Source organism: Kitasatospora sp. NPDC018058, assembly GCF_044327205.1.
Taxonomy (GTDB): Bacteria; Actinomycetota; Actinomycetes; order Streptomycetales; family Streptomycetaceae; genus Kitasatospora.
This window is the reverse complement of record NZ_JBIRFA010000007.1, coordinates 18,685-43,930: the sequence shown is the minus strand read 5'-3', so window position 1 is coordinate 43,930 and position 25,246 is coordinate 18,685. Positions and strand designations below refer to the sequence as shown.

At 72.0% G+C, this 25,246-nt stretch carries 20 protein-coding genes; 13 read left to right on the top strand and 7 right to left on the bottom strand.

Going from position 1 to position 25,246, the window contains the following annotated elements:
* Positions 1-79 precede the first annotated feature (79 nt).
* Positions 80-1,561 carry a SulP family inorganic anion transporter gene (locus ACH4E7_RS11710; RefSeq protein ID WP_396249109.1) on the bottom strand — a complete coding sequence of 494 codons (1,482 nt, stop codon included), beginning with the start codon at positions 1,559-1,561 and terminating at the stop codon, positions 80-82.
* Positions 1,562-2,335: 774 nt separating this feature from the next.
* Here ACH4E7_RS11710 and gcl point away from each other — a divergent pair.
* The 3 genes from gcl to ACH4E7_RS11695 all read left to right on the top strand — a co-directional run bounded on the left by gcl (position 2,336) and on the right by ACH4E7_RS11695 (position 7,425).
* Positions 2,336-4,117 carry a glyoxylate carboligase gene (gene gcl / locus ACH4E7_RS11705; RefSeq protein ID WP_396248861.1) on the top strand — a complete coding sequence of 594 codons (1,782 nt, stop codon included), beginning with the start codon at positions 2,336-2,338 and terminating at the stop codon, positions 4,115-4,117.
* Positions 4,118-4,275: 158 nt separating this feature from the next.
* Entirely contained in the window at positions 4,276-4,764 is a 489-nt protein-coding gene (locus ACH4E7_RS11700; RefSeq protein ID WP_396248860.1) for a glutathione peroxidase, read from the top strand.
* A 717-nt stretch (positions 4,765-5,481) separates the two neighbouring features.
* Complete coding sequence (locus ACH4E7_RS11695; protein ID WP_396249108.1) at positions 5,482-7,425, top strand: PAS domain S-box protein; 1,944 nt, start codon at positions 5,482-5,484, stop codon at positions 7,423-7,425.
* A gap of 17 nt (positions 7,426-7,442) precedes the next feature.
* Here the strand turns inward: ACH4E7_RS11695 and ACH4E7_RS11690 are convergent, their stop codons facing one another.
* Positions 7,443-8,366: a LysR family transcriptional regulator gene (locus tag ACH4E7_RS11690; RefSeq protein ID WP_396248859.1), complete on the bottom strand. Its 924-nt coding sequence runs from the start codon at positions 8,364-8,366 to the stop codon at positions 7,443-7,445.
* A 96-nt stretch (positions 8,367-8,462) separates the two neighbouring features.
* Between ACH4E7_RS11690 and ACH4E7_RS11685 the strand changes: the two genes are divergently transcribed.
* The 6 genes from ACH4E7_RS11685 (at position 8,463) to ACH4E7_RS11660 (ending at position 13,665) form a co-directional block, all read left to right on the top strand.
* Entirely contained in the window at positions 8,463-9,167 is a 705-nt protein-coding gene (locus tag ACH4E7_RS11685; RefSeq protein WP_396248858.1) for a succinate dehydrogenase cytochrome b subunit, read from the top strand.
* Entirely contained in the window at positions 9,164-11,107 is a 1,944-nt protein-coding gene (locus ACH4E7_RS11680; RefSeq protein WP_396248857.1) for a fumarate reductase/succinate dehydrogenase flavoprotein subunit, read from the top strand. Before ACH4E7_RS11685 ends, ACH4E7_RS11680 begins: the two co-directional genes overlap by 4 nt.
* The gene (locus tag ACH4E7_RS11675) at positions 11,104-11,841 is read left to right on the top strand and encodes a succinate dehydrogenase/fumarate reductase iron-sulfur subunit (protein WP_396248856.1); all 738 of its coding nucleotides are present in this window, start codon (positions 11,104-11,106) and stop codon (positions 11,839-11,841) included. Before ACH4E7_RS11680 ends, ACH4E7_RS11675 begins: the two co-directional genes overlap by 4 nt.
* A gap of 340 nt (positions 11,842-12,181) precedes the next feature.
* Complete coding sequence (locus ACH4E7_RS11670) at positions 12,182-12,490, top strand: hypothetical protein (RefSeq protein ID WP_396248855.1); 309 nt, start codon at positions 12,182-12,184, stop codon at positions 12,488-12,490.
* 294 nt (positions 12,491-12,784) lie between these two features.
* The gene (locus ACH4E7_RS11665; RefSeq protein WP_396248854.1) at positions 12,785-13,306 is read left to right on the top strand and encodes a DUF6232 family protein; all 522 of its coding nucleotides are present in this window, start codon (positions 12,785-12,787) and stop codon (positions 13,304-13,306) included.
* Complete coding sequence (locus ACH4E7_RS11660) at positions 13,303-13,665, top strand: hypothetical protein (protein ID WP_396248853.1); 363 nt, start codon at positions 13,303-13,305, stop codon at positions 13,663-13,665. The genes ACH4E7_RS11665 and ACH4E7_RS11660 overlap by 4 nt, the downstream gene beginning before the upstream one ends.
* 113 nt (positions 13,666-13,778) lie before the next feature.
* Here the strand turns inward: ACH4E7_RS11660 and ACH4E7_RS11655 are convergent, their stop codons facing one another.
* A complete protein-coding gene (locus ACH4E7_RS11655) occupies positions 13,779-14,717 on the bottom strand; it encodes a DUF2797 domain-containing protein (RefSeq protein ID WP_396248852.1) in 939 nt (312 codons plus the stop codon).
* 375 nt (positions 14,718-15,092) lie between these two features.
* On the opposite strand from ACH4E7_RS11655, the gene ACH4E7_RS11650 reads away from it, so the two are divergent.
* The 3 genes from ACH4E7_RS11650 to ACH4E7_RS11640 all read left to right on the top strand — a co-directional run bounded on the left by ACH4E7_RS11650 (position 15,093) and on the right by ACH4E7_RS11640 (position 20,850).
* The gene (locus ACH4E7_RS11650) at positions 15,093-17,240 is read left to right on the top strand and encodes a restriction endonuclease (protein WP_396248851.1); all 2,148 of its coding nucleotides are present in this window, start codon (positions 15,093-15,095) and stop codon (positions 17,238-17,240) included.
* Positions 17,241-17,410: 170 nt separating this feature from the next.
* Positions 17,411-18,181 (top strand): ABC transporter ATP-binding protein, encoded by a 771-nt coding sequence (locus ACH4E7_RS11645; protein WP_396248850.1) that lies wholly within the window; start codon positions 17,411-17,413, stop codon positions 18,179-18,181.
* A gap of 59 nt (positions 18,182-18,240) precedes the next feature.
* Positions 18,241-20,850, top strand: coding sequence for an ABC transporter permease (locus ACH4E7_RS11640; protein ID WP_396248849.1), 2,610 nt, complete (start codon positions 18,241-18,243; stop codon positions 20,848-20,850).
* 66 nt (positions 20,851-20,916) lie between these two features.
* On the opposite strand, the gene ACH4E7_RS11635 is transcribed toward ACH4E7_RS11640, so the two are convergent.
* A complete protein-coding gene (locus tag ACH4E7_RS11635; RefSeq protein WP_396248848.1) occupies positions 20,917-21,204 on the bottom strand; it encodes a DUF4232 domain-containing protein in 288 nt (95 codons plus the stop codon).
* Positions 21,205-21,346: 142 nt separating this feature from the next.
* Between ACH4E7_RS11635 and ACH4E7_RS11630 the strand changes: the two genes are divergently transcribed.
* Positions 21,347-21,625: a hypothetical protein gene (locus ACH4E7_RS11630; protein ID WP_396248847.1), complete on the top strand. Its 279-nt coding sequence runs from the start codon at positions 21,347-21,349 to the stop codon at positions 21,623-21,625.
* Between the two features lie 80 nt (positions 21,626-21,705).
* Here the strand turns inward: ACH4E7_RS11630 and efeU are convergent, their stop codons facing one another.
* From efeU to efeO, 3 genes are all read right to left on the bottom strand, one after another.
* Positions 21,706-22,551: an iron uptake transporter permease EfeU gene (efeU, locus tag ACH4E7_RS11625; protein ID WP_396248846.1), complete on the bottom strand. Its 846-nt coding sequence runs from the start codon at positions 22,549-22,551 to the stop codon at positions 21,706-21,708.
* A 58-nt stretch (positions 22,552-22,609) separates the two neighbouring features.
* Complete coding sequence (gene efeB / locus ACH4E7_RS11620; RefSeq protein WP_396248845.1) at positions 22,610-23,917, bottom strand: iron uptake transporter deferrochelatase/peroxidase subunit; 1,308 nt, start codon at positions 23,915-23,917, stop codon at positions 22,610-22,612.
* A gap of 98 nt (positions 23,918-24,015) precedes the next feature.
* On the bottom strand, positions 24,016-25,164 hold the full coding sequence (efeO, locus tag ACH4E7_RS11615) for an iron uptake system protein EfeO (protein ID WP_396248844.1): 1,149 nt from the start codon (positions 25,162-25,164) through the stop codon (positions 24,016-24,018).
* Positions 25,165-25,246: the final 82 nt, after the last annotated feature.

Below are 25,246 nucleotides of genomic sequence, written 5' to 3'. Positions count from 1 at the left end.
CTGCGCTCCTCACCGTCCGACGGCACCGGTCACGGCCCGGACCTTCGCCGGGCCGCGACCAGGCTAACCGGACGGACTCTCAGGCCACCGTCGGCAGCGGCGGTTCGACGGCCAGGGGCGCCGTGGACCGGGCGCGGTGTTGGGCCGCCCAGGAGGTGAGGGCCAGGGTGCAGGCGTGGTCCAGATGGCGCAGCCCGGACCAGTCCAGCTCCACCGGGCGGTCGCCCGGCAGCCGTTCGAGGGTGTCCAGCAGCCGGGGCAGCCGAAGGAAGGTGGCGTTGCCGCTGAGCCGTACCCGGTGCAGCGGCCGCCCACCCGGCAGCACCACCTCCTCCACGGCGATCTGCAGGTGGGAGGTCTGCCAGGCGGACTTCACCACCGCCAGCCCGACGCCGATCAGCACCCCCTCGAACAGGTCGGTGGCGATGATCGCCGCCGCCGTCACCCCGAGCACCAGCGCCTCGCCCCAGTGGCCGCGGCAGAGCGCGGCGATCCGGCGCAGCGGCACCAGCTTGGCGCCGGCGTGCACCAGGACGGCGGCCAGCGCGGTGAGCGGGACCAGCCCGAGCGCGCCGGGCAGCAGCGCGGTGAACAGCAGCAGCCAGAGCCCGTGCAGGACGCGCGAGGCCTTGGTGCGGGCGCCCGCCTGGACGTTGGCCGCGCTGCGCACGATCACCGCGGTCATCGGCAGGGCGCCGAGCAGCCCGCAGACGGTGTTGCCGAGGCCCTGGGCGGTGAGTTCGCGGTCGTAGTCGGTGCGCGGGCCGTGATGCATCCGGTCGACGGCGGCGGCGCTGAACAGGGTCTCGGCGGAGGCGATCAGGGTGAAGGCGACGACCGTGCCGAGCCCGGCGGTGCCGGCCAGCGCACCCAGCGAGTCGCGTTCGGGCAGGTGGACGACGTCGAGCAGACCGGCGACCCGGACCCGGGCCACCGACAGGTCGGCCGCGGCGGTGACGGCGGCGGCCAGGCCGACGGCGGCCAGCGGTGCGGGGACGGCACGAACCAGGCGGCCCGGCAGGTGCTTCCAGGCGACGAGCACCAGCAGGGTGCCCAGGCCCAGGGCGACCGCACTCGGGTTGGCCGCGGCGGTGACGGCGTCGGTCAGCAGGGCGGGCACTCCGGCGATCTTCTCCGGCCCGGTGGCGGGGGCGCGGCGGTCGGCGAGCGCGTAGAGCTGGCCGAACAGCAGGGTCAGCCCGATGCCGGCCAGCATGCCGTGGACCACGGAGGCGGACATCGCCCGGAACCAGCGGCCGAGCCGCAGGGCGCCCATGGCCAGCTGGAGCAGGCCGGTGCCGAGCACCAGGAGGCCGAGCGCGCCGACGCCGAAGTCCTGGACGGCGTCGGCGACCAGCACGGTCAGTCCGGCGGCCGGCCCGCTGACCTGCAGGCTGCTGCCGGGCAGGGCGCCGACGACCAGGCCGCCGACGATCCCGGTGACCAGTCCCAGTTCGGCCGGGACGCCGGAGGCGACGGCCACCCCGACACAGAGCGGGAGGGCGACGAGGAACACCACCAGCGAGGCGGGCAGGTCGTGCTGCCAGGGCACGGCACGCAGCGCGGCGAGTGGGGGCCGGCGGCGGCCCGGCGGGGCGTTCTTACGGGGGCGGCCCGGCGGACGACCGGGCCGGTGCGGCGGTCGGTTCACCCGGTCACCGCCGGGGGTCGGGCAGGGGTGCAGCGCATGGGGACGTTCCTTCCGCGTACCCGCCGCTGCGGGCACGCCGTTTGCAGGGCACAGACAGGGCGCAGAGAGGAGCCGTTTGCAGGACGCAGGGGGGAGAAGAGCCCAGGAGGACCGCACGGTGGGGGGCGACAGCGGTACGGCCGCGTGTCCGGGCGGGCCGGAGGGCGGCGGCGGATGTCGGGTCGGTGCGGCCGGGGGGCGCGTCCCCCGCTCGGGTGCGGCGGGACCGGGCGCGCTGGTCCTGGACGGGACCGCCGGCGGACTTCCCCCGCTCCTCGGCGCTCCCAAACCCCCTTGCCGCGGCCTCAGTTGGACGTCACGGGCCCGGCGTGCCACCGACGGTACCCAGGTCCGCGGGGCGGACCGACCTCGGGCACGATCCCTTCACCCTCGCTGCACACCGGGGGCGCTTTCCGGGCCGGAGCGTCCGCTTCCCCGGGCACACCAGCACGAACGAGGCTCAGGTGTACGAACCTTCGCCGTTCACCCGACCGCCACCCGCTTCCACATTCTGTTGAATCCCCCCTTGACGCTCCGACGGGCCCGACCCTACCGTGCTTCCACATACAGAAACCGTTCTTCCGTATGGTGGAATTCAGGAGATGAGCCCTCCGAGCCACTGCGGGCCGACGCAGGAGAGATTCGATGCCTCGTATGACAGCCGCCCGCGCGGCCGTGGAGATCCTCAAGCTCGAAGGCGTTGAGGTCGCCTTCGGCGTGCCGGGCGCCGCGATCAACCCCTTCTACGCCGCCCTCAAGGCCTCCGGCGGGATCCGGCACACCCTCGCCCGGCACGTCGAGGGCGCCTCCCACATGGCGGAGGGCTACACCCGGGCCAAGGCCGGCAACATCGGCGTGTGCATCGGCACTTCGGGCCCGGCCGGCACCGACATGATCACCGGCCTGTACTCGGCGATCGCGGACTCCATCCCGATCCTGTGCATCACCGGCCAGGCGCCCGTCGCCCGGCTGCACAAGGAGGACTTCCAGGCCGTCGACATCGCCTCGATCGCCAAGCCCGTCACCAAGGCCGCCACCACCGTCCTGGAGGCCGCGCAGGTCCCCGGCGTGTTCCAGCAGGCCTTCCACCTGATGCGCTCCGGCCGTCCGGGCCCGGTCCTGATCGACCTGCCGATCGACGTCCAGCTGACCGAGATCGACTTCGACCCCGAGGCCTACCAGCCGCTGCCGGTCTACAAGCCGACCGCCAACCGGATCCAGATCGAGAAGGCCGTCGCGCTGCTCCAGGAGTCCGAGCGCCCGCTGATCGTGGCCGGCGGCGGCGTCATCAACGCCGACGCCTCCGCGCTGCTGCTGGAGTTCGCCGAACTGACCGGCGTCCCGGTCGTCCCGACCCTGATGGGCTGGGGCATCGTCCCGGACGACCACGAGCTGAACGCCGGCATGGTCGGCCTGCAGACCTCACACCGCTACGGCAACGAGAACTTCCTCGCCTCCGACTTCGTCCTCGGCATCGGCAACCGCTGGGCCAACCGCCACACCGGCGGCCTGGACGTCTACACCGCGGGCCGCACGTTCGTCCACGTCGACGTCGAGCCCACCCAGATCGGCAAGATCTTCGCCCCCGGGCTCGGCATCGCCTCCGACGCCAAGGCCGCCCTGGAGCTGTTCGTCCAGGTCGCCGAGGAGCTCAAGGCCGCCGGTCGGCTCAAGGACCGCAGCGCCTGGGCCGCCTCCACCCAGGAGCGCAAGGCGCAGCTGCAGCGCCGCACCCACTTCGACAACGTGCCGCTCAAGCCGCAGCGCGTCTACGAGGAGATGAACAGGGCCTTCGGTCCGGAGACCCGCTACGTCACCACCATCGGCCTGTCCCAGATCGCCGGCGCCCAGATGCTGCACGTCTACAAGCCGCGCCACTGGATCAACTGCGGCCAAGCCGGCCCGCTCGGCTGGACCATCCCGGCCGCGCTCGGCGTCGCCACCGCCGACCCCGAGGGCCAGATCGTCGCACTGTCCGGCGACTACGACTTCCAGTTCATGATCGAGGAGCTGGCGGTCGGCGCCCAGCACCGGATCCCCTACGTCCACGTGCTGGTGAACAACTCCTACCTGGGCCTGATCCGCCAGGCCCAGCGCAACTTCGACATCGACTTCCAGGTCAAGCTGGAGTTCGAGAACATCAACGCCCCCGAGCTGGGCGTGTACGGCGTGGACCACGTCAAGGTCGCCGAGGGCCTGGGCTGCAAGGCGATCCGGGTCACCGAACCCGAGGGCCTGCTGCCCGCCTTCGAGGAGGCCAAGAAGCTGGCCGCCGAGTTCCGCGTCCCGGTCGTGGTCGAGGCCATCCTGGAGCGGGTCACCAACATCTCGATGAGCGGCACCGACATCGACAAGGTCAACGAGTTCGAGGAGCTCGCCACCCTCCCCGAGCACGCGCCGACGGCCATCAAGCCGCTCGCGCTCTGACCGGTCGCGCTCGACCGGTCGCGAGGGGGCGTACGAGCCGCTCCGTACGCCCCCTCGCAGCCGGAACACCGGCGGCACCGGCACGGTTGAGCCGTCCGGGGCCGCTACCGTGTGCCCGGGCGAAAACCCGCTACCGACCTGCTGAGAGGACCACCACCGTGAGCCTGTACGACATCCCGCTGCACACCCTGGCCGGCGAGGCCGCTTCCCTAGCCGACTACAAGGGCAAGGCGCTGCTGATCGTCAACGTCGCGTCCAAGTGCGGCCTGACCCCGCAGTACACCGGCCTGGAGAACCTCCAGAAGCGCTACGCCGGGCGCGGGTTCACCGTGCTGGGCTTCCCCTGCAACCAGTTCGCCGGGCAGGAGCCGGGCAGCGCCGAGGAGATCCAGAGCTTCTGCTCCACCACCTACGGGGTGACCTTCCCGCTGTTCGAGAAGATCGACGTCAACGGTGACGGCCGGCACCCGCTCTACCAGCAGCTGACCCGGGTCGCCGACGCCGAGGGCCAGGCCGGGGACGTCAGCTGGAACTTCGAGAAGTTCCTCATCTCGCCGGACGGCACCGTCGTCGCGCGCCTGCGCCCCCGCGTCGAGCCGGAGTCGGACGAGCTGATCGCCGCGATCGAGGCCGTGCTGCCGGCCTGACCGCAGGCACGACGAAGGCCCGGGGCCCGCAGCCCCGGGCCTTCGCGCTCGAGCACACTTGGAAAGCGTGTCGGGGGCAACCCCTCAGGAGTTCGAACCTCGTATCCTCCACCCCGTCACACAGCCGACGGGCCTTCGAACCGGCTCACGCGGGTGTGAGTCAGAGAACATGAGGTCGCGGGCCACACCCGAGACCTCGGGGAAGTGTTCGGAGTCGCCGACGGCCGAGAGACGGTCGCGCGGGCTGTCGACGTCATTCGTCACACTGCGCGAGTCGGATCGCCGTGCTGAGCCGGCGAGCGTCCTGAATGACGCAGGCCACCATCGCCCTGTGAAGCACGTCGCGAAGGCCGTTCGAAGGGTCGATGCTTCCGGCTACCCCGACTCGTCCGCAGGCTGCGGACGTTGGCCTGCCACACTGGTACCGCTCCCGGGGATCGGGCCGATGATCCCCGTGATCTGAGCCCCTTCGATGTTCCATCCCGCCCGCTCTCGTCGGTGACCGGTTGTCCTCTCCTCACCTTGATCTGCCTGCTCGGAGGCCACGCCCAGGACCGCGGCCGACCTGCCGCCGCCCCGTCCGGACGGTCGTTTTCCGACATCGCACACAACCGTTCGAACAATGCAGCGCCATTAGGCGAAACCCGGCCCGGGAGGGCCGGAATTGCGCTGGGATTGCCCGAAATCACCACCGACATCGAGGCGGTTGAGGTCGACATGGCAGAAGCGGGCGGGGCAACGACTGATCCGGCCAGACCCGGAAGCGGTACGTCGGTGGTCGCCGAAGAACTCTTCCGCGGGCTGCTGGAGGCGGCGCCCGACGCCATGGTCATCGTGGACGACACCGGGACGATCAGGCTCGTCAACGCGCAGACCGAGGCGCTGTTCGGCTACCGCCGCGAGGAACTCCTGGGAAAGCCGGTGGAGTTGCTGGTCCCGGGCCGGTTTCGCGGGCACCACGTCCGCCACCGCGAGCACTACGCCGCCAACCGACAGCTGCGCCCGATGGGCGCCGGGCTGGAGCTGCACGGACTGCGCAAGGACGGCACCGAGTTCCCGGTCGAGATCAGCCTCAGCCCTCTGGAAACCGTCGACGGGCCGCTGGTGTCCGCAGCTGTCCGTGACGTCAGCGAGCGGAAGGCCGCCGAGCAGCGCATCAATGAACTGGCCGGACTGGTCGAGTCCTCCCAGGACGCCATCCTCGCCATGACCCTCGACGGGTACATCACCTACTGGAATGCCGCCGCACACCGGATGTACGGCTATACGGCCGCCGAGGCCATCGGCCGGCACGTGGGTCTGTTGGCACCGACCGACCGGACCGACGAGGTCGGTGCGATCCTCGACCGGCTGTGCGGCGGGGAGAAGGTCGAGCACGTCGGAACCCTACGGGTCACCCGGTCGGGTCGGCTGCTGGACGTCGACGTCACGCTCTGGCCCACCCGCAGCGCCGACGGCACCGTCACCGGTGCGTGCGCCATCATCCGCGACATCAGCGACCTCAAGCGGGTCGAGGCCGAACTCACCGCCCTCTACGAACAGCAGCGGCACATCGCCCTCACCCTCCAGCGCAGCCTCATGGGCACACCCCCCTCCATCCCCGGGCTCGCCACCGCCCACCGGTACCGGCCCGCCACCCAGGGCGCCGGTGTGGGCGGCGACTGGTTCGACCTCATCCCGCTCGGCGCGGGCCGGGTGGGAATCATGATCGGCGACGTCATGGGCCGCGGCCTGGAGGCGGCCGCCGTGATGGGGCAACTGCGCTCCGCCGCCCACGCCCTGGCGGCCATCGGGCTGGAACCCCGGCGACTGATGCACGCCCTGGACACCTTCGTCGCCGGCCTGGACGTCCCCGACCAGCTCGTCACCTGCTGCTACCTCGTCATCGCTCCGGACACCCGGGAGGTGACCGTCTGCTCGGCCGGGCACCTGCCCGTCCTGATCACCGCCCCCGGCGAGCGGGTGCGCCGCCTGCCCGCTCCGGTGAGCGCTCCACTCGGTGTCGGAGGCGTACCGCACCAGCAGAGTTCCGTCGTCCTGCCGCCCGGCACCACCCTCGCCCTCTACACCGACGGACTGATCGAGACCCCCGGGAGCGACATCGAGCAGCGGCTCACCGACCTGACCGCGATCCTGACCGGTGCTCTGGCTGCCACCAGCGACCTGGAGGCCGCCGCCGACCACGTCCTCGGCGTCGTGCTCCCCGACGCCGCCGAACACGACGACGACGTCACCCTGCTCCTGGCCCGACTCCCCCAGGCGCCCCTGGCCACCGCCGCGATCGACCTGCCCGCCATCGCCGCTTCGGTGCCCGAGGCCCGGGCCTTCGTCGGCAAGGTCATCGCGTCCTGGGGCGAAGTCCACCGGGCGGCGGACGCCCGACTCCTCACCTCCGAGTTGCTGGCCAACGCGGTCCAGCACGCCAAGGGCCCGGTCCGCCTGAGCCTGTACCGGCACGCCTCCGAACTCGCCATCGAGATTGCCGACCGCAGCCCGCACCTGCCGCAGCCCCGTCTGGCCGAGAACGACGACGAGTCCGGCCGCGGCCTGCTGCTCGTCGACGCCCTCGCCGACAACTGGGGCGTGCGCCCCGCCGTGGAGGGGAAGACGACCTGGTTCACCCTGTCCCTGGACCCGGCGGAGATGCCACCGGACCGGTAGCGGCCGGCCCGGGCCGTTCACGGCAGCAACAGCCTGGTGCCCGGCGGGAGTTCGCCGTCCCGGGCGGCGGCGCGCAGGTGCGCCAGCAGGGTGGTGTGCAGCGCCTCGGCGGCGCGGGTGAGCGGCACCTCGTGCCCGTGCGCGACCGCGATGGTGCGGCCCAGGCCCGGCCCGGCGAACGGGGTGACGGTCAGGCCCGAGCGGGCCGCCACCATGCCGGGGAGGACGGCCGGTCCGAGCCCGGCCCGGACGAAGCCGAGTACCGCGTCCATCTCGCCGCCCTCCACCGCGAACTCCGGCTCGAACCCGGCCGCCCGGCAGGCCGCCAGGGTCGCCTCGCGCAGGTCGTAGCCCTCCCGGAACATCACCAGCGGCCGCCCCTGGAGTTCGGCCACCCGCACGGTGCGCCGGGCGCGCCCCGTGGCGGAGACCAACACCAGTTCCTCGTGCAGCAGTTCGGTGACCGCGAGGGCGGGGGCCGCCTCCCCGCTCGGCGGGGTGATGATCAGCGCGAGGTCCAGCTCCCCCGCCGCCAGCCAGCGCACCAGGTCGCGCGAGCCGCCCTCGCGCACCCCCAGCGCCACGCCCGGGTAGCGGTCCCGGAACACCCGCAGCACGTCCGGCACCAGGCTGGTGCACAGGCTCGGCGGCGCCCCCAGCCGTACCCGGCCACGGCGCAGCTGCACCGTCTCCTGGACGGCGAGCCGGGCGCTCTCGGTGTCCGCGAGGATGCGCCGGGCCAGCGGCAGGAGGGCGTCCCCGGCGTCGGTCAGCGCGATGTTGCCGCGGGTGCGGTGGAACAGCTCGGCACCCAACTCCCGCTCCAGCGCCCGGATCTGCTGCGAGAGTGACGGCTGGGCCACGTGCGCGGCCTCGGCGGCCCGGGTGAAGTGCCGGGTCTCGGCGACGGCCAGGAAGTAGCGGAGTTGCTGGAGCTGCACATGACCAGCTTAGGCGGCTTCGATAGGCCACGGCTATCGTCACCAGCCGCAGCATGTCTTGGACGCACCCTGGCGGCCCTCCCTACCGTTGCCGACATGACAACCGCGACGAGGACGGGCCGGCATCCGTCCACCCTGGTGACCCTGTGGCGGTCGACCGTCGGCAAGAAGGCCGTCATGGCCGTCACCGGACTGGTCATGCTGCTGTACCTGGTCGCGCACATGCTGGGCAACCTCAAGGTCTTCTTCGGCGCCGACGACATCAACGGCTACGCGGCCTGGCTGCGCACCATCGGCCAGCCGATCCTGGGCCACGAGTGGTTCCTGTGGATCGCCCGGGTCGGCCTGCTGGCCGCCGTCGTGCTGCACGGCGTGTCCGCCTACCAGCTCAGCCGCCGTGACCTGGCCGCCCGCCCGAGCAAGTACGTGCACCAGCGCCGACGCGCCAGCTACGCGACCCGGACCATGCGCTGGGGCGGGGTGATCCTGGCGCTGTTCATCGTCTGGCACATCCTCGACCTGACCACGCTGACGGTGAACCCGGTCGCCGAGCACGGGCACGTGTACCAGAACGTGGTGGGCACCTTCGGCCGCTGGTACAGCGACGTGATCTACATCGTCGCGATGCTGGCCCTCGGCCTCCACATCCGGCACGGCTTCTGGAGCGCCGCGCAGACCCTCGGTGCCAACAACGCCCGCCGCGACAAGGTGCTGAAGCTGGCCGCTAACGGCCTGGCGCTGGTGCTGACGGCCGGCTTCCTGTCCGTCCCCGTGGCCGTGATGTTCGGAGTGGTGAAGTGAGCTACCTGGAGTACACCGTCGGCGAGTCGATCGCCGACACCAAGGCCCCCGCCGGACCGATCGAACAGCGCTGGGACCAACGGCGGTTCGACGCCAAGCTGGTCAACCCGGCGAACCGGCGCAAGCACACCGTGATCGTGGTCGGCACCGGCCTGGCCGGCGGCGCGGCCGGCGCCACCCTCGCCGAACAGGGTTACCACGTCGTCCAGTTCTGCTTCCAGGACTCCCCCCGGCGCGCCCACTCGATCGCCGCCCAGGGCGGCATCAACGCGGCCAAGAACTACCGCAACGACGGCGACTCGGTCCGCCGGCTGTTCTACGACACCGTCAAGGGCGGCGACTTCCGTGCCCGCGAGTCCAATGTGCACCGGCTGGCCCAGGTGTCGGTGGAGATCATCGACCAGTGCGTGGCCCAGGGCGTGCCCTTCGCCCGCGAGTACGGCGGCCTGCTGGACACCCGCTCCTTCGGCGGCGTGCAGGTCTCCCGGACCTTCTACGCCCGCGGCCAGACCGGCCAGCAGCTGCTGCTCGGCGCCTACCAGGCGCTCTCCCGGCAGATCGCCGCCGGGAACGTGGAGATCCACCCGCGCACCGAGATGCTCGACCTGCTGGTGGTCGACGGCCGGGCCCGCGGCATCGTCGCCCGCGACCTGGTCACCGGTGAGATCACCAGCTACACCGCGGACGCCGTCGTCCTCGCCACCGGCGGCTACGGCAATGTCTTCTACCTCTCCACCAACGCCAAGAACTCCAACGCCACCGCGATCTGGCGGGCCCACCGGCGCGGCGCCTACTTCGCGAACCCGTGCTTCACCCAGATCCACCCGACCTGCATCCCGCGCTCCGGCGACCACCAGTCCAAGCTCACCCTGATGAGCGAGTCGCTGCGCAACGACGGACGGATCTGGGTGCCCAAGGCCAAGGGCGACGACCGCCCGCCCGCGCGGATCCCGGAGGAGGAGCGGGACTACTACCTGGAGCGGATCTACCCGTCCTTCGGCAACCTGGTGCCGCGCGACATCGCCTCCCGGGCCGCCAAGAACGTCTGCGACGAGGGCCGCGGCGTCGGCCCCGGCGGGCAGGGCGTGTACCTGGACTTCGCGGACGCCATCCGCCGGATGGGCCGGGACGCGGTGGAGGCCAAGTACGGCAACCTCTTCGACATGTACGAGCGGATCACCGCCGAGGACCCGTACCGGGTGCCGATGCGGATCTACCCGGCGATCCACTACACGATGGGCGGGCTCTGGGTCGACTACGACCTGCAGACCAGCATCCCGGGCCTGTTCGCGGTCGGCGAGGCCAACTTCTCCGACCACGGCGCCAACCGGCTCGGCGCCAGCGCGCTGATGCAGGGCCTGGCCGACGGCTACTTCGTCCTGCCGCCCACCCTCAACGACTACCTGGCCCGCCACCCGCTGGCCGCCGTGCCCGCCGACCACCCGGTGCTCACCGAGGTCGAGGCGGAGGTCGAGGACCGGCTCAACCTGATCCTCTCTGTCGACGGCGACCGCACCCCGGACTCCTTCCACCGCGAACTCGGCGAACTCCTCTGGGACGAGTGCGGGATGGCCCGCGACGAGGCCGGGCTGAAGCGTGCGCTGGAGCGGATCCCGCAGCTGCGCGAGGAGTTCTGGCGCCGGATCAAGGTGCCCGGCACCGGCCAGGAGCTCAACCAGTCGCTGGAGAAGGCCAACCGACTGGTCGACTACTTCGAGCTGGCCGAGCTGATGTGCCTGGACGCGCTGCACCGCGCCGAGTCCTGCGGCGGCCACTTCCGCACCGAGAGCCAGACCCCCGAGGGCGAGGCCGCCCGGCGCGACGAGGAGTTCACCTACGCGGCCGCCTGGGAGTTCACCGGCACCGGCGCGGCACCCGTCCTCCACCGCGAGGCGCTCGACTTCGAGTACGTCCACCCCACCCAGCGGAGCTACGCATGAACCTCACCCTGCGCATCTGGCGCCAGGCGGGCCCGGACGCACCCGGGTCGATGACCACCTACCAGGTCAGCGGGATCAGCCCGGACATGTCCTTCCTGGAGATGCTCGACACCCTCAACGAGGAGCTGATCACCCGCGGAGACCAGCCGGTCGCCTTCGACCACGACTGCCGCGAGGGCATCTGCGGCGCCTGCGGCATGGTCATCAACGGCCAGGCGCACGGCCCCGAGCGGACCACCACCTGCCAGCTGCACATGCGGCACTTCAAGGACGGCGACACCATCGACGTCGAGCCCTGGCGGGCGGCGGCCTTCCCGGTGGTCAAGGACCTGGTGGTGGACCGCACGGCCTTCGACCGGATCATCGGCTCCGGCGGCTACATCACCGCCCCCACCGGCAGCGCCCCGGATGCACACGCGACGCCCGTCCCCAAGGAGGCCGCGGACACCGCCTTCGAGCACGCCGAGTGCATCGGCTGCGGCGCCTGCGTGGCCGCCTGCCCGAACGGCTCGGCGATGCTGTTCACGTCCGCCAAGGTGGTGCACCTCAACGTGCTCCCGCAGGGCGCGCCCGAACGCGCCGCCCGGGTGCGGAACATGGTCGCGGCGATGGACGCCGAGGGCTTCGGCGGCTGCACCAACACCGGCGAGTGCGCCACCGCCTGCCCCAAGGGCATCCCGCTGCCCAGCATCGCGGCGATGAACCGGGAGTTCCTGCGGGCCGCCCGCAGTTGACCCTCTCCCCCATGGTCGGTCGGTCCCTCGCACAGGTGCTCGTGCGGGGGACCGACGCCGTTTGCGGCCGGGCGTGCGCGGGCATCTCACGCTCCCCGTAAGGGTGGTGGATCGCCGGGAGCGGTGCTGCACGACCGGAAATCGCGCTACGGTGGTCCTCCGCTACGGAAGGACGGCATATGCCCGAGGTTCAGTCCTGCTCCGGCTGCGGCGGGTCCGGGGGGACCCAGAAGACCGAGGCAACGGTCGAACTGGACGAGGAAGGAAGCATGGTGCCCAGGGTTCACACCTTCTGGTCGCCCTGCGGTCGGTGCCACGGATCCGGGACGGTGATCGTCGGATGAGGTTGGTCTTCGAATGTTTCGAGTGCGGTGGGCACTACCTGCCGCCGGAGGGCATGGTCTATCCGGACGGACCGGCTTCGCCGGTCTGGTGCACGTCTTGTCAGACGGCCAAGCGTTCGGCGGGCGAGCGGGAGGACCCGGTGCTCGCCCGCATCGCGCTGGCCTCCGCCCGGGCCGTGCTGGCCCGCCGGGCCGCCGAGGCCGTCGAGCCGGCCGCCGGGCGCGGTGACGTCCGCCCGTCCCGGCCGCCGCTGTCGCGCCGGGCCCGCTCGGGGCCGGGCGGGGTGCGCAGCAGGCTGGGCTGAACCGGGGGCGGCCCGGCCGAGCGGTCGAACGAGGCATCGTCCGATCTGACGGTCAATCAAAGTTCGTTCACGGCACCAAACTTGTGCATGGCTCAAACATGCTGGTTTATTGTCGTACCTCGTTTGAGAGCCTTGGGGGGCGCCATGCAGCCGACCGAACCGGCTGGCTCGACCTGGGCCGGACACACCGGCCCCACTCCGTTCATCCCGCCGCCACCGTCGCCACCTCCACCAGCGGCCGCACCGGTCCCACCCCCGGTGTTCTCACCCACCCGGCGCACCATCCGGGTGGCCGTGACCAAGCGCATCCTCTGGGTCGGGGAAGCGGCGTACCCGCTGGCGACCGTCGCCCGGGCGAGCATCACGATCATCGTGCCGGACAAGTTCGGCGCGATCGGACGTCTCTTCAAGTTCGCGGGGACGGTCTTGACGGCCGCGTTCCTGCTCAATGCTGCCAACAGCGCCGCCGCCGGCGCACTGGGCGGCGGCCAGCAGGGCTCCGACTCGGGGTGGCCCGTGGTGCTGGCGCTGATCGCCGTGGTGCTCTACTTCGTGTTCGCCACCCTTCCGGTCCTGCGCCAGAACCGCCTGTACGCGCTGACCGTCGACACGGCGGGACCACCGACCGCGCTGCTGGCCTGGGAATCGCCGGGGCCCGCGTACGAACTGCAGGCCGCCGTCACGCGGGCGATCGAGAACCCGCAGATCGAGTTCCAGCAGTTCGTCAGCAGCATCATCGTCGACCTGCGGCACTACCAGTTCGGCGACAGCGTCAACATCTACGGCGGCAACGGCAACACGGGAGTCAGCAAATGAGCGGCAGCAACCCGCAGTTCCACATAGGTGACAGCGTCACCATCCACGGCGGCCACCACAACGTCGGCGTCCAGCACAACAACGGCCAGGCCGGCGAGGCCCTGCCGCCCGAGATCGCCGCGATGTTCGCCCGGCTCGCCGCCGAGGTGGCCGAGTTGGCGCACGACTCGCGGGTGCACGAGCAGGACCGGCAAAGCCTCACCGAGACCCTCCCCGTACTACGCGACCCGGCTTCCGAGGAGCAGCGCGGCTGGCGCAACACCCTCCTCCTGCTGGCCGGCGTGACGCAGAGCATCGGCGATGCGGCCGCGCCCGCGCTGGGCCTGGCGAACCAACTGCTCGCCCTGATCAGCGGCTGACCGGTCGGCCGGCGCCTGCCGCGGGCGCCGGCCGATCTGCCGAAGTCGTCCAGCAAGAGGGTGAGTTCGCGCAGGCCCAGGCCCTCCTCCGGGGTCAGGGGGGGCAGCCGGGGTCAGAACAGCGCCTCCTGGGTGTCCGGCTCCGGCGGGCGGACCCTCCCCTCCAGGACCAGCCCCGCCGAGCCCCGGCCGGTGACCGGCGTGAGCGTCCAGCCGGTGAGCCGTCGGGTGTCCAGCAGCAGCGGGCCGGAGCCGTCCGGCTGGTCCAGGAAGAGGTGCCGCCCCACCGGCGGACGCAGCGTGCCCGCGATCACCGCCCCCGCGGTCAGCCCGGCGATCTCCCGGTAGCCCTCGGGGGCGCCGCCGCTCAGGCCGAAGCGGTCGACGTGGTCCACCACCGGGCGGTCGGCGAGCAGTTCCAGGGCGTGGCCGTCCAGCAGCCGGTGCGCCTGGACGCGGGCCTCGGTGAGCACCGTACGGCGGTACGCGGCGTCGCCGTGCGCCCACCAGTGATCCGTCTTCAACCGGGACTTGAACCGCTCGCGGGCCATCCCCGAGGCGGCGACGGTGAGTTCGGCGCGGCGGATCGCGGGCAGGCTGCCGCGCGCGGTGAACGCGTACGCCAGCGCACCCTGTTCGAGCAGTCGGCTGTCGCCGCGCTGCTCCGCGGTCAGGCCGATCTTCAGCAGGCCCTCGCCGAACCAGGCGAGGTAGAGCAGATAGGTGCGGCCGTCGTCCAGGATCTGGTCCCGGGCCAGGGCCAGGCCCCGGTCCACGCTCTGGCAGGCCGGGCACTGCGTCGCGCTGCCGTCCGGGTCGATCACCGCGCGGTGCGGGCAGGGCGTGCGCTCCGTCGCCCCGGCCAGCCAGGCCCCGGTGCAGCGGCGCGGGCCCCCGAGCAGCCAGCCGACCTCCGTACCCGGGGCGACGGCGCGCTCGTGCACCGTGGTGCCGCGCACGGCGCCGAGCAGGGCCCGGCCGTCGTGCCAGCTCAGGCCGGTGGAGATCCAGCCGGCGGGCCGGTCCGGGTGCTGCGGTGCGGGGATCGTCACGGGCATCCCTCCCTGTAGGTCCTCGATCAGGCGAGGCTACCTGCCGCCGCTGACAGCGTTGACCTCAACCTCACCGCCCAGGAGCATGGCGGGCACTTCGTCCCCCGGGAGGCCCCGGGACCTGGGTCGAGGCCTGGGTCGACGGCCTGCGCCGCACCTTCCGGGGGCGCAGGCCGTGACGGCGGGGGTGCGGGGCGGAGGGGAGCTGATGCCCCGTCGGGGCGAAGGTGCCCGGCTGCCCGGGCGGAAGCCCCGCAGGTCGTAGGCGCTTGGCCCGGTGGGGTGTCCACGTTCTATTGTGGCGGGCGCGGTCGGCGGTGTCGCCGGGAGGTGGCGCGGGCGGCCGGGTCGGTGCGGAGCGCGAAGGGGTGGACGGTGGCGGGGCGGCGGAACAGCGGGGTGCTGGCGGTCTGGGCGGAGGCGCAGCGGCAGCAGCAGCGTCGGGAGGAGGCCCGTTGGCGCGCCGAGGCGGCGGAGTTGCGCCGGCACGAGCGCGCGCAGCGCGAGGCGCAGCGGGCGGCCGCCCGTAACGAGCGGGAGGCGCAGCGGGCGTACCAGCAGTCGCGGGAGGCGGAGGCGGCCCGGCAGACGGCCGAACTGGACGCCCGGGTCGAGGAGTTGCGCGGGCTGTTGGCGGCCGGCCTGGCCGCGCCGGGGTTCGGGCCGCAGGCGCTGCTGGCGCCGCGCCCGGTGCCGCCGTTCGATCCGGGTCCGCTGGGCGAGCCGGTGCCGATGCCCGACCAGAGCTCCGCCGCCTACCACGTGCCGCCGCCGGACGCGGTGCAGGCCCGCAACGCCGGGGTGCGGCGGCAGTACGAGCAGTACGTGGCCCAGGCCCGGGCCCGGTTCGAGCAGGACTGGTACGCCGCGCAGGCGCGGGAGGCGGACCGGCAGCGTCGGCTGGCCGCGTACCACCAGGAGTACCTGGCCTGGGCGGAGCGCTTCCGCCGCGAGGAGGAGGAGCGCGGGGCCGGTACCGAGGAGTTGCTGCGGCGGCTGCGGGCGGGTGAGCCGGAGGCGGTGCAGGAGTACTTCACGGCCGGGCTGTACGCCTCGGCGGCCTGGCCGGAGGGCTTCCCGCACCGGCTGGTGGCGGCCTGGGAGGCGACCGGCCGTCAGTTGGTGGTGAACTGGGAGCTGCCCGGTCCGGACGTGGTGCCGGCAGCCTCCCGGGTGCGGTACGTGAAGACGGACGACCGCGAGGCCGAGGTGGCCCGCCCGGCGACCGAGCGCAAGGCGCTGTACCGGGAGGTGCTGGCGCAGTCGGCGCTGCGGGTGGCCGCGGAGCTGTTCCGGGCGGACCGGGACGGGATGCTGGACTCGGTGGTGCTGAACGGTTTCGTCCTCGGCATCGACCCGATGACCGGCCGGGAGGCCGAGCGCTTCCTGTCCACGCTGACCGTGTCCCGGGCCGAGTTCGCCGGGCTGGCGCTGGACCGGGTGGCGCCGGTGGAGTGCTTCCAGGGCCTGGGCGGCAAGGTGTCCGCACGGCCGGAGCGGTTGGACGAGGTGAAGCCGGACCGGTTGCCGGAGACGGTCGGCGGGAGCCTGGCCGGACACGGCGGCGAGGACGAGCCGGACCTCTTCGAGATGGACCCGATCGAGTTCGAGGAGCTGATCGCCGAGCTGTTCCGGCTGCGCGGCTTCCGGGTGATGACCACGGCCCGCAGCGGTGACGTCGGGGTGGACGTGATCGCCGAGGACCTGGACCCGGTGACCGGCGGCAAGATCGTGATCCAGGCCAAGCGCTACAAGAAGACCGTCCCGCCGACGGCCGTGCGCGACCTGGAGTCCACCGTCCGCCACCACGGCGCGATCAAGGGCATCCTGGTCACCACCGCGGGCTTCGGCCGCGGCTCGTACAGCTACATCGAGGGCAAGCCGCTGACCCTGCTGAGCGGGCCGGAACTGGTCGAGCTGCTGGCCGAGCAGGGGCTGCGCGGCCGCCTCGGCGGCGGGAGCGCCCCGGCCCCGGCCCGGGAGCAGCCCCGCGAGGAGCCGCCCGCCGCGCAGAGCGCCCTCACGGTCAGCTGGCAGAGCCGCACCGCCGGCGGGGACGCGGTGGAGCTGGACGTGACCGCCTTCCTCTGCTCCGGGCGCCGGGTGCTCAGCGACGAGCACTTCGTGTTCTTCAACAACCCGCAGGACCCGGACGGCGCCGTCCGGCTGCACCCGACCCGCTCGGTGCCGGGCGAGCCGACCCGGGCGGCCCGGCTGACCCTGGACCTGCACCGGCTGCCGGCCGCCGTCGACGAGGTGGTGGTCGCGGTCTCCACCGAGGAGGAGGAGCCCCCGGCGCTGCCGCTCGGCTACGTGTACGGGCTCGCCGTAGCCGCCTCGTACGGGCCGGGCGCCGCCGGACCGGCCAAGTGGCCGGGCGCCAACGGCGGCATCCCGGACTCGGCGATGCTCCTGGGTGCGTTCCGACGGGCCGACGGCGGCTGGCAGTTCGCACCCTCGGGCCGCGCGGTGACGAACGGCCTGGCCGGGCTGGCCACCGCCTTCGGCGTCGCGGTGGAATAGCCCGCCGGGGACTTCGGTCCTCAGGGAGAGGCGTCATACCTGAGGAGGAGACGGCCCCCGTCGCACCGCCGGGTCGGCGGGGGTCGGTCGCCTCCTCGGCATACACGTCACATTCGAACGGCTTGGGAGGATGGAACGGTAGGAAGATCCGATTCATCCCAGGAGTCCACGTGACGTTCCCCGCAACCGCAGTCCTCACCGGCCGGGCGGCCGCCCGCGCCACCGGCCTGAACAAGGTCTACGGGGAGGGCGAGACCCGCGTGGTCGCCCTCGACAACGTCAGCGTCGCGTTCCCCCAGGGCGAGTTCACCGCCATCATGGGCCCCTCCGGCTCCGGCAAGTCCACCCTCATGCACTGCATGGCCGGCCTCGACACCGTCTCCTCCGGCTCCACCACCATCGGCGACACCGAACTCGTCGGCCTCAAGGACAAGCAGCTCACCCAACTGCGCCGCGACCACATCGGCTTCATCTTCCAGGCCTTCAACCTCCTGCCGACGCTGACCGCACTGGAGAACATCACCCTCCCGATGGACATCGCCGGCCGCAAGGCCGACCGGGCCTGGCTCGACCGCGTCGTCGACACCGTCGGCCTCTCCGGCCGCCTCAGCCACCGCCCCTCCCAGCTCTCCGGCGGCCAGCAGCAGCGCGTCGCCTGCGCCCGCGCCCTCGCCGGAAAGCCCGACATCATCTTCGCCGACGAACCCACCGGAAACCTCGACTCCCGCTCCGGCGCCGAGATCCTCTCCTTCCTGCGCAACTCCGTACGCGAACTCGGCCAGACCGTCGTCATGGTCACCCACGACCCGGTCGCCGCCTCCTACGCCGACCGCGTCGTCTTCCTCGCCGACGGCCGGATCGTCGACGAACTCCACGGCCCCACCGCCGACACCGTCCTGGACCGCATGCGCCGCTTCGACGCCAAGGGCCGCACCAGCTGACCCGGCTCGAAACCCCGACGCCACCGAACCACGAGCACCCCCAGGACTGACACTCCCCCATGTTCCGCACCGCTCTACGCAATGTGCTGGCCCACAAGGGCCGACTCCTCATGACGACGCTCGCCGTCATGCTCGGCACCGCCTTCGTGGCAGGCACGCTCGTCTTCACCGACACGCTCGGCAGCGCGCTCAGGTCCCAGAACTCCAAGAGCTACACCGACATCGCCGTCACGGTCAGCGACCGGGAGGCCGTCGGCCGCGGCTACGACCACGGCACCAAGGCCCACACCGGCCCGACCCTCACCGAGGACACCCGCAAGGCCGTCGCGGCGCTGCCCGGCGTGGCCGACGTGCGCGGGGTGGTCAGCGGCTTCGCCGGCATCGCCGACAAGAAGGGCGCGCTGATCGGCAACGGCTTCTCCACCACCGGCACCAACTACGTGCCGGGCGCCGACGGCACCGACCCCCGCTACCCGCTGGTCGAGGGGCGCGGCCCGAAGAGCGCCGGCGAGATCGCACTGGACGCCAGGACCGCCGAGAAGGGCGGCTACAAGGTCGGCGACACCGTCCGGGTGGCCGTCAACGGCCCGGTGATGGAGCTCAAGCTCACCGGCACCCTGCGCACCAACGACCCGCGTGTGGTGGCCGGCGGCTCGCTGGCCGCGTTCGACAGCGCCACCGCCCAGCAGCTCTACCTGAGCCCGGGCCGCTTCGGCGAGCTGGACGTCAAGGCCAAGCCGGGCACCGACGACTCCGCGCTGCTCGCCGCCGTCAAGCAGACCGTCCCGCACGGCAACAACCTCGACGCCAGGACCGGCCGCGAACTGGCCGACGAGCAGGACCGGATGATCCAGCAGGGCACCAAGGGCATGAGCACCGCCCTGCTGGTCTTCGCCGGCATCGCGCTCTTCGTCGGCATCTTCATCATCGCCAACACCTTCACCATGCTGGTCGCCCAGCGCACCAAGGAACTGGCCCTGCTGCGCGCCATCGGCGCCAGCCGCAAGCAGATCACCCGCTCCGTCAAGATCGAGGCGGCGCTGGTCGGCCTGACCGCGTCGGTGGCCGGTCTGGTGGCCGGCATCGGCATCGCCGCCGGGCTCCAGGCCCTGCTGAACGGCCCGCTGGAGGCCAACCTGCCGGACGGCCCGCTGGTGATCGCCCCGAGCACCGTCATCGCCGCGCTCGCGGTCGGCGTGCTGGTGACCCTGGTCGCCGCCTGGCTCCCGGCCCGCCGCGCCTCCCGGATCGCCCCGGTGGCGGCGATGAGCTCGGCCGAGCAGCCCGCCACCCAGAAGAGCCTGGTGGTCCGCAACACCATCGGCCTGGTGTTCGCCCTGGCCGGCGCGGCCGCGCTGGCCGCGGGTGCGGCGAGCAAGGAGGTCAAGCTGGTCGGGGCCGGCGCGGGCGCGCTGCTGATCGGTGTGTTCGTGCTGACCCCGCTGCTGTCGCGGCCGCTGATAGCGCTGTTCGCCCCGCTGCTGCGCGGGCTGTACGGCACCCCGGGCCGGCTGGCCAAGGAGAACGCGATCCGCAACCCGCGCCGCACCGCCGCCACCGCCTCGGCGCTGACCATCGGCGTCACCCTGATCACCGCACTGACCGTGGTCGGCGCCTCGGTGAACAAGGCCGTGGACAAGGAGACCGCGAGCGACCTCAAGGCCGACTTCACGGTCACCATGCAGAACTTCTCGATGCTCTCCCCCGAGGTCGCCGCCCAGATCGCCAAGGCGCCCGGCGTCAGCGCGATGAGCGTGGAGCGCACCATCCCGGTGACGACCGGCTCGCACGGCGCGGACGGCTCGCACGGCGCGGACGGCTCGGACGACTCGGACGGCGCGGACACCGAGTGGATGACGGCGGTGGACGCCGCGACCATCGACCAGCTGGCCACCGTCAAGGTCAAGGAGGGCGCCGCGGACGCCCTCAAGCAGGGCAAGCTGCTGGTCGGTTCCGGCTCCGCCGGGCGCACCCGCTACAAGGTCGGCGACACGCTCGCCGTCACCTACCCGGACGGCACCAAGGGCTCGCTGACCGTCGGCGGCGTGCTGGAGTCCAACAGCTCGCTGGCCGGGATCGTCGCCCCCGACGCCGTGGTCGGCCCGCACGCGGCACCCGGCACCGGTCCGAACCGGGTCCTGGTGAAGGGCACCGACGGCCCGACCGAGAAGCTGAAGCAGGCGCTGCGCGACGCGACCGGCGGCAACCCGCTGATCGCCGTCAAGAGCGAGAAGGATATCAAGGCGGAGAACCGCCAGATCGTCACCGGCATCCTGAACATGATGTACGGGCTGCTCGGGATGTCCGTGGTGATCGCGGTGCTCGGCGTCGTCAACACCATGGCGATGTCGGTCTTCGAGCGCCGCCGGGAGATCGGCATGCTGCGGGCGATCGGCCTGGACCGGCTCGGCATCCGCCGGATGGTCCGGCTGGAGTCGCTGCTGATCGCGCTGTTCGGCGGGCTGGTCGGCGTCGTCCTCGGCATCGTGGTCGCCTGGGCGGGCCTGCGCACCCTGGCGGACACCTTCAAGGGCATCACCACCGAGGTACCGCCGTTGCAGATCCTCGGCTTCCTGCTGGCGGCCGCCGTAGTCGGCCTGGTGGCCGCCCTCTGGCCCGCTTACAAGGCGGCGAAGATGGACATCCTGGGCGCCATCAAGAGCGAGTAGGCCCGGGGCCGTACGAAAGGAGCCCCCGGGGCGGTTCGGTCGAACCGCCCCGGGGGCTCCTTCGCGTCACGGGCCGACGAACACCACGCTCTGGTTGGACGGTTGCAGCGAGCCGGTGGTCAGCCCGGCGGCGGAGACCAGGAGTTGGACGACCGGCTTGGCGTCGACGCCCTGCACGTCGGCGATCAGCTGCGTGGTCTCGTCCGGCGGGGTCTGCCGCAGGCCGGACGGAACGTGGCAGGTCGGGTCGGACTTCGCACAGTCGGACCACTCGAGGCCGGCGAAGGCCGTCGTACCCGATTTGAGGGTGACCGGGACCGGCGGCCCGGGGTGCGGCTCGCGCTTGACGGCCACGACCTCCGCGCTGTTGGTGAAGCGAGGCCGTCCACCCCTCAGCACGACGGTAGGGCGCGTGCGGTTCCACCCCGGCAACGGTTTGTCAGTGGCGTGTGCGAGCATCGGTGCGCACGATCGGTACACCGCAAGGGGGTTGGTCATGGAGTCGAGCCGGATCACGGGCGAAGGCCCGGACGGCCACCAGCACGTCATGCGGATCACCCGCGGCTACGGCAACGTCCGTCACGTGAAGTGCGAGACCTGCGGCTACCGCAAGCAGGCCGTGTTCTCGGCCCGGGCCAAGGCCGAGGAGCACCTGTCCTCCGACCACGAGGCAGGCGGGTTCCGGCAGGAGTTCAGCCCGGCGCCGTTCGTCCTGGGGATCATCGGGTTCGTCGTGCTGGTCATCGGTCTGGTGGTGCTCCGGCCCGGCCACTGACCGGGGCGGAGCGCACACGCGACCCCCCCCGGCCGACGGGGTGCCGGGCGGGGCGGTGACGGTGCCGGTGAACTGCCGGGTCAGGCGGCCGACTTGGCGGTGACGGGCCGGGCGGGCTTGGCCTTGCCGCTGCCGAACAGGTTGAAGAACACGGCCAGGGTCGGCAGCAGGTAGAGCAGCCAGATCACCAGCTGCAGCACGGTCGGGTCCGGCTGGAAGTTGAACACGCCCTTCAGCAAGGTGCCGTACCAACTGTCCTTGGGGATGGTGCTGGAGATGTCGAAGGCCAGGTCGTGCAGGCCGGGCAGCCAGCCTGCCTCCTGCAGATCGTGCACGCCGTAGGCGAGCACACCGGCCGCGACCACGACCAGCATCGCGCCGGTCCAGGTGAAGAACTTGGCCAGGTTGATCTTCAGCGCGCCGCGGTAGAACAGCCAGCCGAGCACCACCGAGGTGAGCAGGCCGAGCGCGGCACCGATCAGCGGGTTCCAGCCGTCGTCGGTCGCCTGCACCGCGGACCAGATGAACAGCGCGGTCTCCAGGCCCTCCCGGCCGACCGCCAGGAAGGAGGTGACCACCAGGGCCGTCGTCCCCATCGCGATCGCCGCGTCCAGCTTGCCGTGCAGCTCGGACTTCAGGTGCCGGGCGGTGCGCCGCATCCAGAACACCATCCAGGTCACCAGCCCGACCGAGATGATCGACAGCGAGCCGCCGAGCGCCTCCTGCGCCTCGAAGGTCAGCTGCGAGGAGCCGAACTGCAGCACCGCGCCGAAGGCCATCGAGAGCACCACGGCCGAGCCGACGCCGAGCCACACCGGCGGCAGCTTGTCCCGCCGGTCGGTCTTGACCAGGTAGGCGATCAGGATGCAGACGACCAGGCTGGCTTCGAGGCCTTCGCGCAGGCCGATCAGGTAGTTGCCGAACACGCGGGCTCCTGGGGTGTCGTGGGGGGAGGTACAGGGGGACACGGTCGGGGCCATGGGCCTAGCCGAACAGGGCCTGGCCCCACCACTCCCCCGGCTTGCGCACGCCCGCCGGGCAGGCGAAGTGGGCGGAGCCGACGTGCTGGATGTACTCGTTGAGCTTGTCGGAGGCCGCGAGCCGCTGCTGCAGCGGCACGAAGGCCTTGCGGGTGTCCCGCTGGTAGGCGAGGAAGAACAGTCCGGCGTCCAGGCGGCCGAGGCCGTCGGTGCCGTCGGTGAAGGAGAAGCCGCGGCGCAGGATCATCAGGCCGTTGTTGGCGTCCGGGTGGGCCAGCGCGACGTGGGAGTCGGCGGGCATCGCCTTGAGGTCGGGGGCGTCGTGCTCCTTGGCCTTGCCGTACGGGGCGCCCTCGCCCTTGGTGCGACCGAAGACGTCCTCCTGCTCCTTGAGCGAGGTGCGGTCCCAGGTCTCGATGTGCATCCGGATCCGCCGGGCGACCAGGTAGGAGCCGCCGGTCATCCACTCCGGGCCGTCGCCGGGGGCGGCCCAGACGTGGTCGGAGAGCCTCGCGGTGTCGGTGCCAGCGATGTTGTGGGTGCCGTCCTTGAACCCCATCAGGTTGCGCGGGGTCTGCGCGTCCGGGGTGGTGGAGGAGGTCTTGCCGAAACCCAGCTGGGACCAGCGGATGCTGACGGTGCCCATGCCGATCCGGGCCAGGTTGCGGATCGCGTGCACGGCGACCTGCGGGTCGTCGGCGCACGCCTGGACGCAGATGTCGCCGCCGCTGCGCAGCGGGTCGAGCTTGTCGCCCTTGAAGTTCGGCAGGTCGATCAGGGCCTCGGGGCGCTGGGCCTTGAGGCCGAAGCGGTCGACGCCCTCCTTCTCGAACAGGCTGGGCCCGAAGCCGACGGTGAGGGTGAGCCGGGAGGCGGGCAGGCCCATGGCCTCGCCGGTGTCGTCCGGCGGTGCCTCGGGCAGACCGCTCGCCGCTCCGGTGCCGACCTCGCGGCCGCCGGTCATCGCGGCGGCCGCCTTGGTCCAGTCCTTCAGCAGCTTGACCAGGGACTCCCGGGTGGCCTTCTCGGAGACGTCGAAGGCCGCGAAGTGCAGCCGGTCCTGGACCGGGGTGGCGATGCCCGACTGGTGGTCGCCGTAGAAGGGCACCTCCCCGCCGCCGGCCGCGCCCGGCGCCGGGGCCGGGTCGTCGTCCTGTCGGCCGGCCGCGGCGACCGAGCCGACGGCGGCGGCGCCGAGCGCGACGCCCGCGCCGGCCCAGCCGATGACGGCGCGTCGGCTGACCGTGCCCCGGTTGGTGGTGGTGGCGGCAGCGGCCGGCGTGCCGTTCTGCTGCTCGTTCTCGGCGTCCATCGGCGGGCGGGCCCTTCTCACTCTTGCTGAACTGCTCTGCTACTGGGGTGCGCCGTCGCTGAACTGCTCGGCGCGGGGGTACTGGTGCCGGTGGCCGGTTACTTGACGACCACGGCGGCGGCCAGCTTCGACAGCGGCTCGCCCAGCGAGTTCACCGCGTCGGAGAAGGTCTTGCGCTCGGTCTCGGCGACCTTGTCGTAGGGGGTGAAGGTGCCGTCGGCCTGCTTGTACTTGGCGAGCAGGGCGTTGATGGCGGCGAACTCGGAGTCGAGGGTCTTGGCCAGCTCCGGGTCCTTCTCGGCGGCGACCGGCTTCAGCAGCTCGTAGGCCTTCTGCGCACCCTCGACGTTGGCCTGGAAGTCGGCCAGGTCGGTGTGGCTGTAGCGGTCCTCCTCGCCGGTGATCTTGTTGGTGGCGACCTCGTCCAGCAGCTCCTTGGCGCCGTTGGCCATGCTGGTCGCGGTGATCTCGGCGGAGGGGATCTTCTTCTGCCAGTCCTTGAGGTCGTTGACCAGCTGGTCGGCGAGCTTCTTCTCGTCGTCACCGATCTTGGCGTCGGCCCAGAGGGCCTTCTCCAGCCGGTGCCAGCCGGTCCACTGCTGGCCCTGCTCCAGCTTGTCCTCGCGGGTGTCGGTCTTGGGGTCGACGTCGCCGAAGCTCTCGGCGACCGGCTCGGTGCGCTCCCAACCGGTGCGCGAGGGGGCGTACAGCGACTTGGCCTTCTCCAGGTCGCCGCCCTTGATCGCGGCGGCGAAGGCCTCGACGGCCGGGATGGTGGCGTCGGCCTGCTCCTGGGCGTACGTGCGGTAGGCGTCGACGGCGGTGGCCAGGCGCGGGTCGGCCGCGGCGGAGCTGCCGCCCTCGCCGGTCACGGTGATCTTCTGCCGGATGCCGTCGCCGACCATGCCGGGCTTGCAGGCGATCTCGTACGAGCCGGCCTTGATCTCGGCGTTGATGGTGGCCTTGGTGCCCGGGCCTATGTTCTCGCGCTCGGTGACGATCTTGTCGCCCGCGGCGTAGACGTAGACCTCGGTGGTCTTGGAGCCCTTGTTGCTGATGTCCAGCACCACGTGACCGGCCGGGAAGCTGCTCTTGGAGACCTCGCAGGCGGTGTCGGTGGCGTTCACCTTGACGGCGTCCGAGCCGCCCGCCTTGTCGTCCTTCTTGGACGCGCAGCCGGCCAGGGTGGCGGTCGCCACGGCGAGGGTGAGCAGCGCGGCTGCGGTGGAACGGCGACGGGCGGACATGGGGGCTCCAACGGAAAAGGGCATGGGGGTGCCAAGTCGTGGTAAAGCGCCGACCAGGCCGGCGCCTCCGCATTTAGCTAAG

What these genes read in the sequence shown, in the direction of transcription:
- ACH4E7_RS11670 (WP_396248855.1), top strand. Translation starts at nt 12,182, where the DNA reads ATGAGGTTGGTCTTCGAATGTTTCGAGTGCGGTGGGCACTACCTGCCG.
- ACH4E7_RS11695 (WP_396249108.1), top strand. Translation starts at nt 5,482, where the DNA reads ATGGCAGAAGCGGGCGGGGCAACGACTGATCCGGCCAGACCCGGAAGC.
- efeO (WP_396248844.1), bottom strand. Translation starts at nt 25,164, where the DNA reads ATGTCCGCCCGTCGCCGTTCCACCGCAGCCGCGCTGCTCACCCTCGCC.
- ACH4E7_RS11660 (WP_396248853.1), top strand. Translation starts at nt 13,303, where the DNA reads ATGAGCGGCAGCAACCCGCAGTTCCACATAGGTGACAGCGTCACCATC.
- ACH4E7_RS11675 (WP_396248856.1), top strand. Translation starts at nt 11,104, where the DNA reads ATGAACCTCACCCTGCGCATCTGGCGCCAGGCGGGCCCGGACGCACCC.
- gcl (WP_396248861.1), top strand. Translation starts at nt 2,336, where the DNA reads ATGCCTCGTATGACAGCCGCCCGCGCGGCCGTGGAGATCCTCAAGCTC.
- ACH4E7_RS11630 (WP_396248847.1), top strand. Translation starts at nt 21,347, where the DNA reads ATGGAGTCGAGCCGGATCACGGGCGAAGGCCCGGACGGCCACCAGCAC.
- ACH4E7_RS11640 (WP_396248849.1), top strand. Translation starts at nt 18,241, where the DNA reads ATGTTCCGCACCGCTCTACGCAATGTGCTGGCCCACAAGGGCCGACTC.
- efeB (WP_396248845.1), bottom strand. Translation starts at nt 23,917, where the DNA reads ATGGACGCCGAGAACGAGCAGCAGAACGGCACGCCGGCCGCTGCCGCC.
- ACH4E7_RS11685 (WP_396248858.1), top strand. Translation starts at nt 8,463, where the DNA reads ATGACAACCGCGACGAGGACGGGCCGGCATCCGTCCACCCTGGTGACC.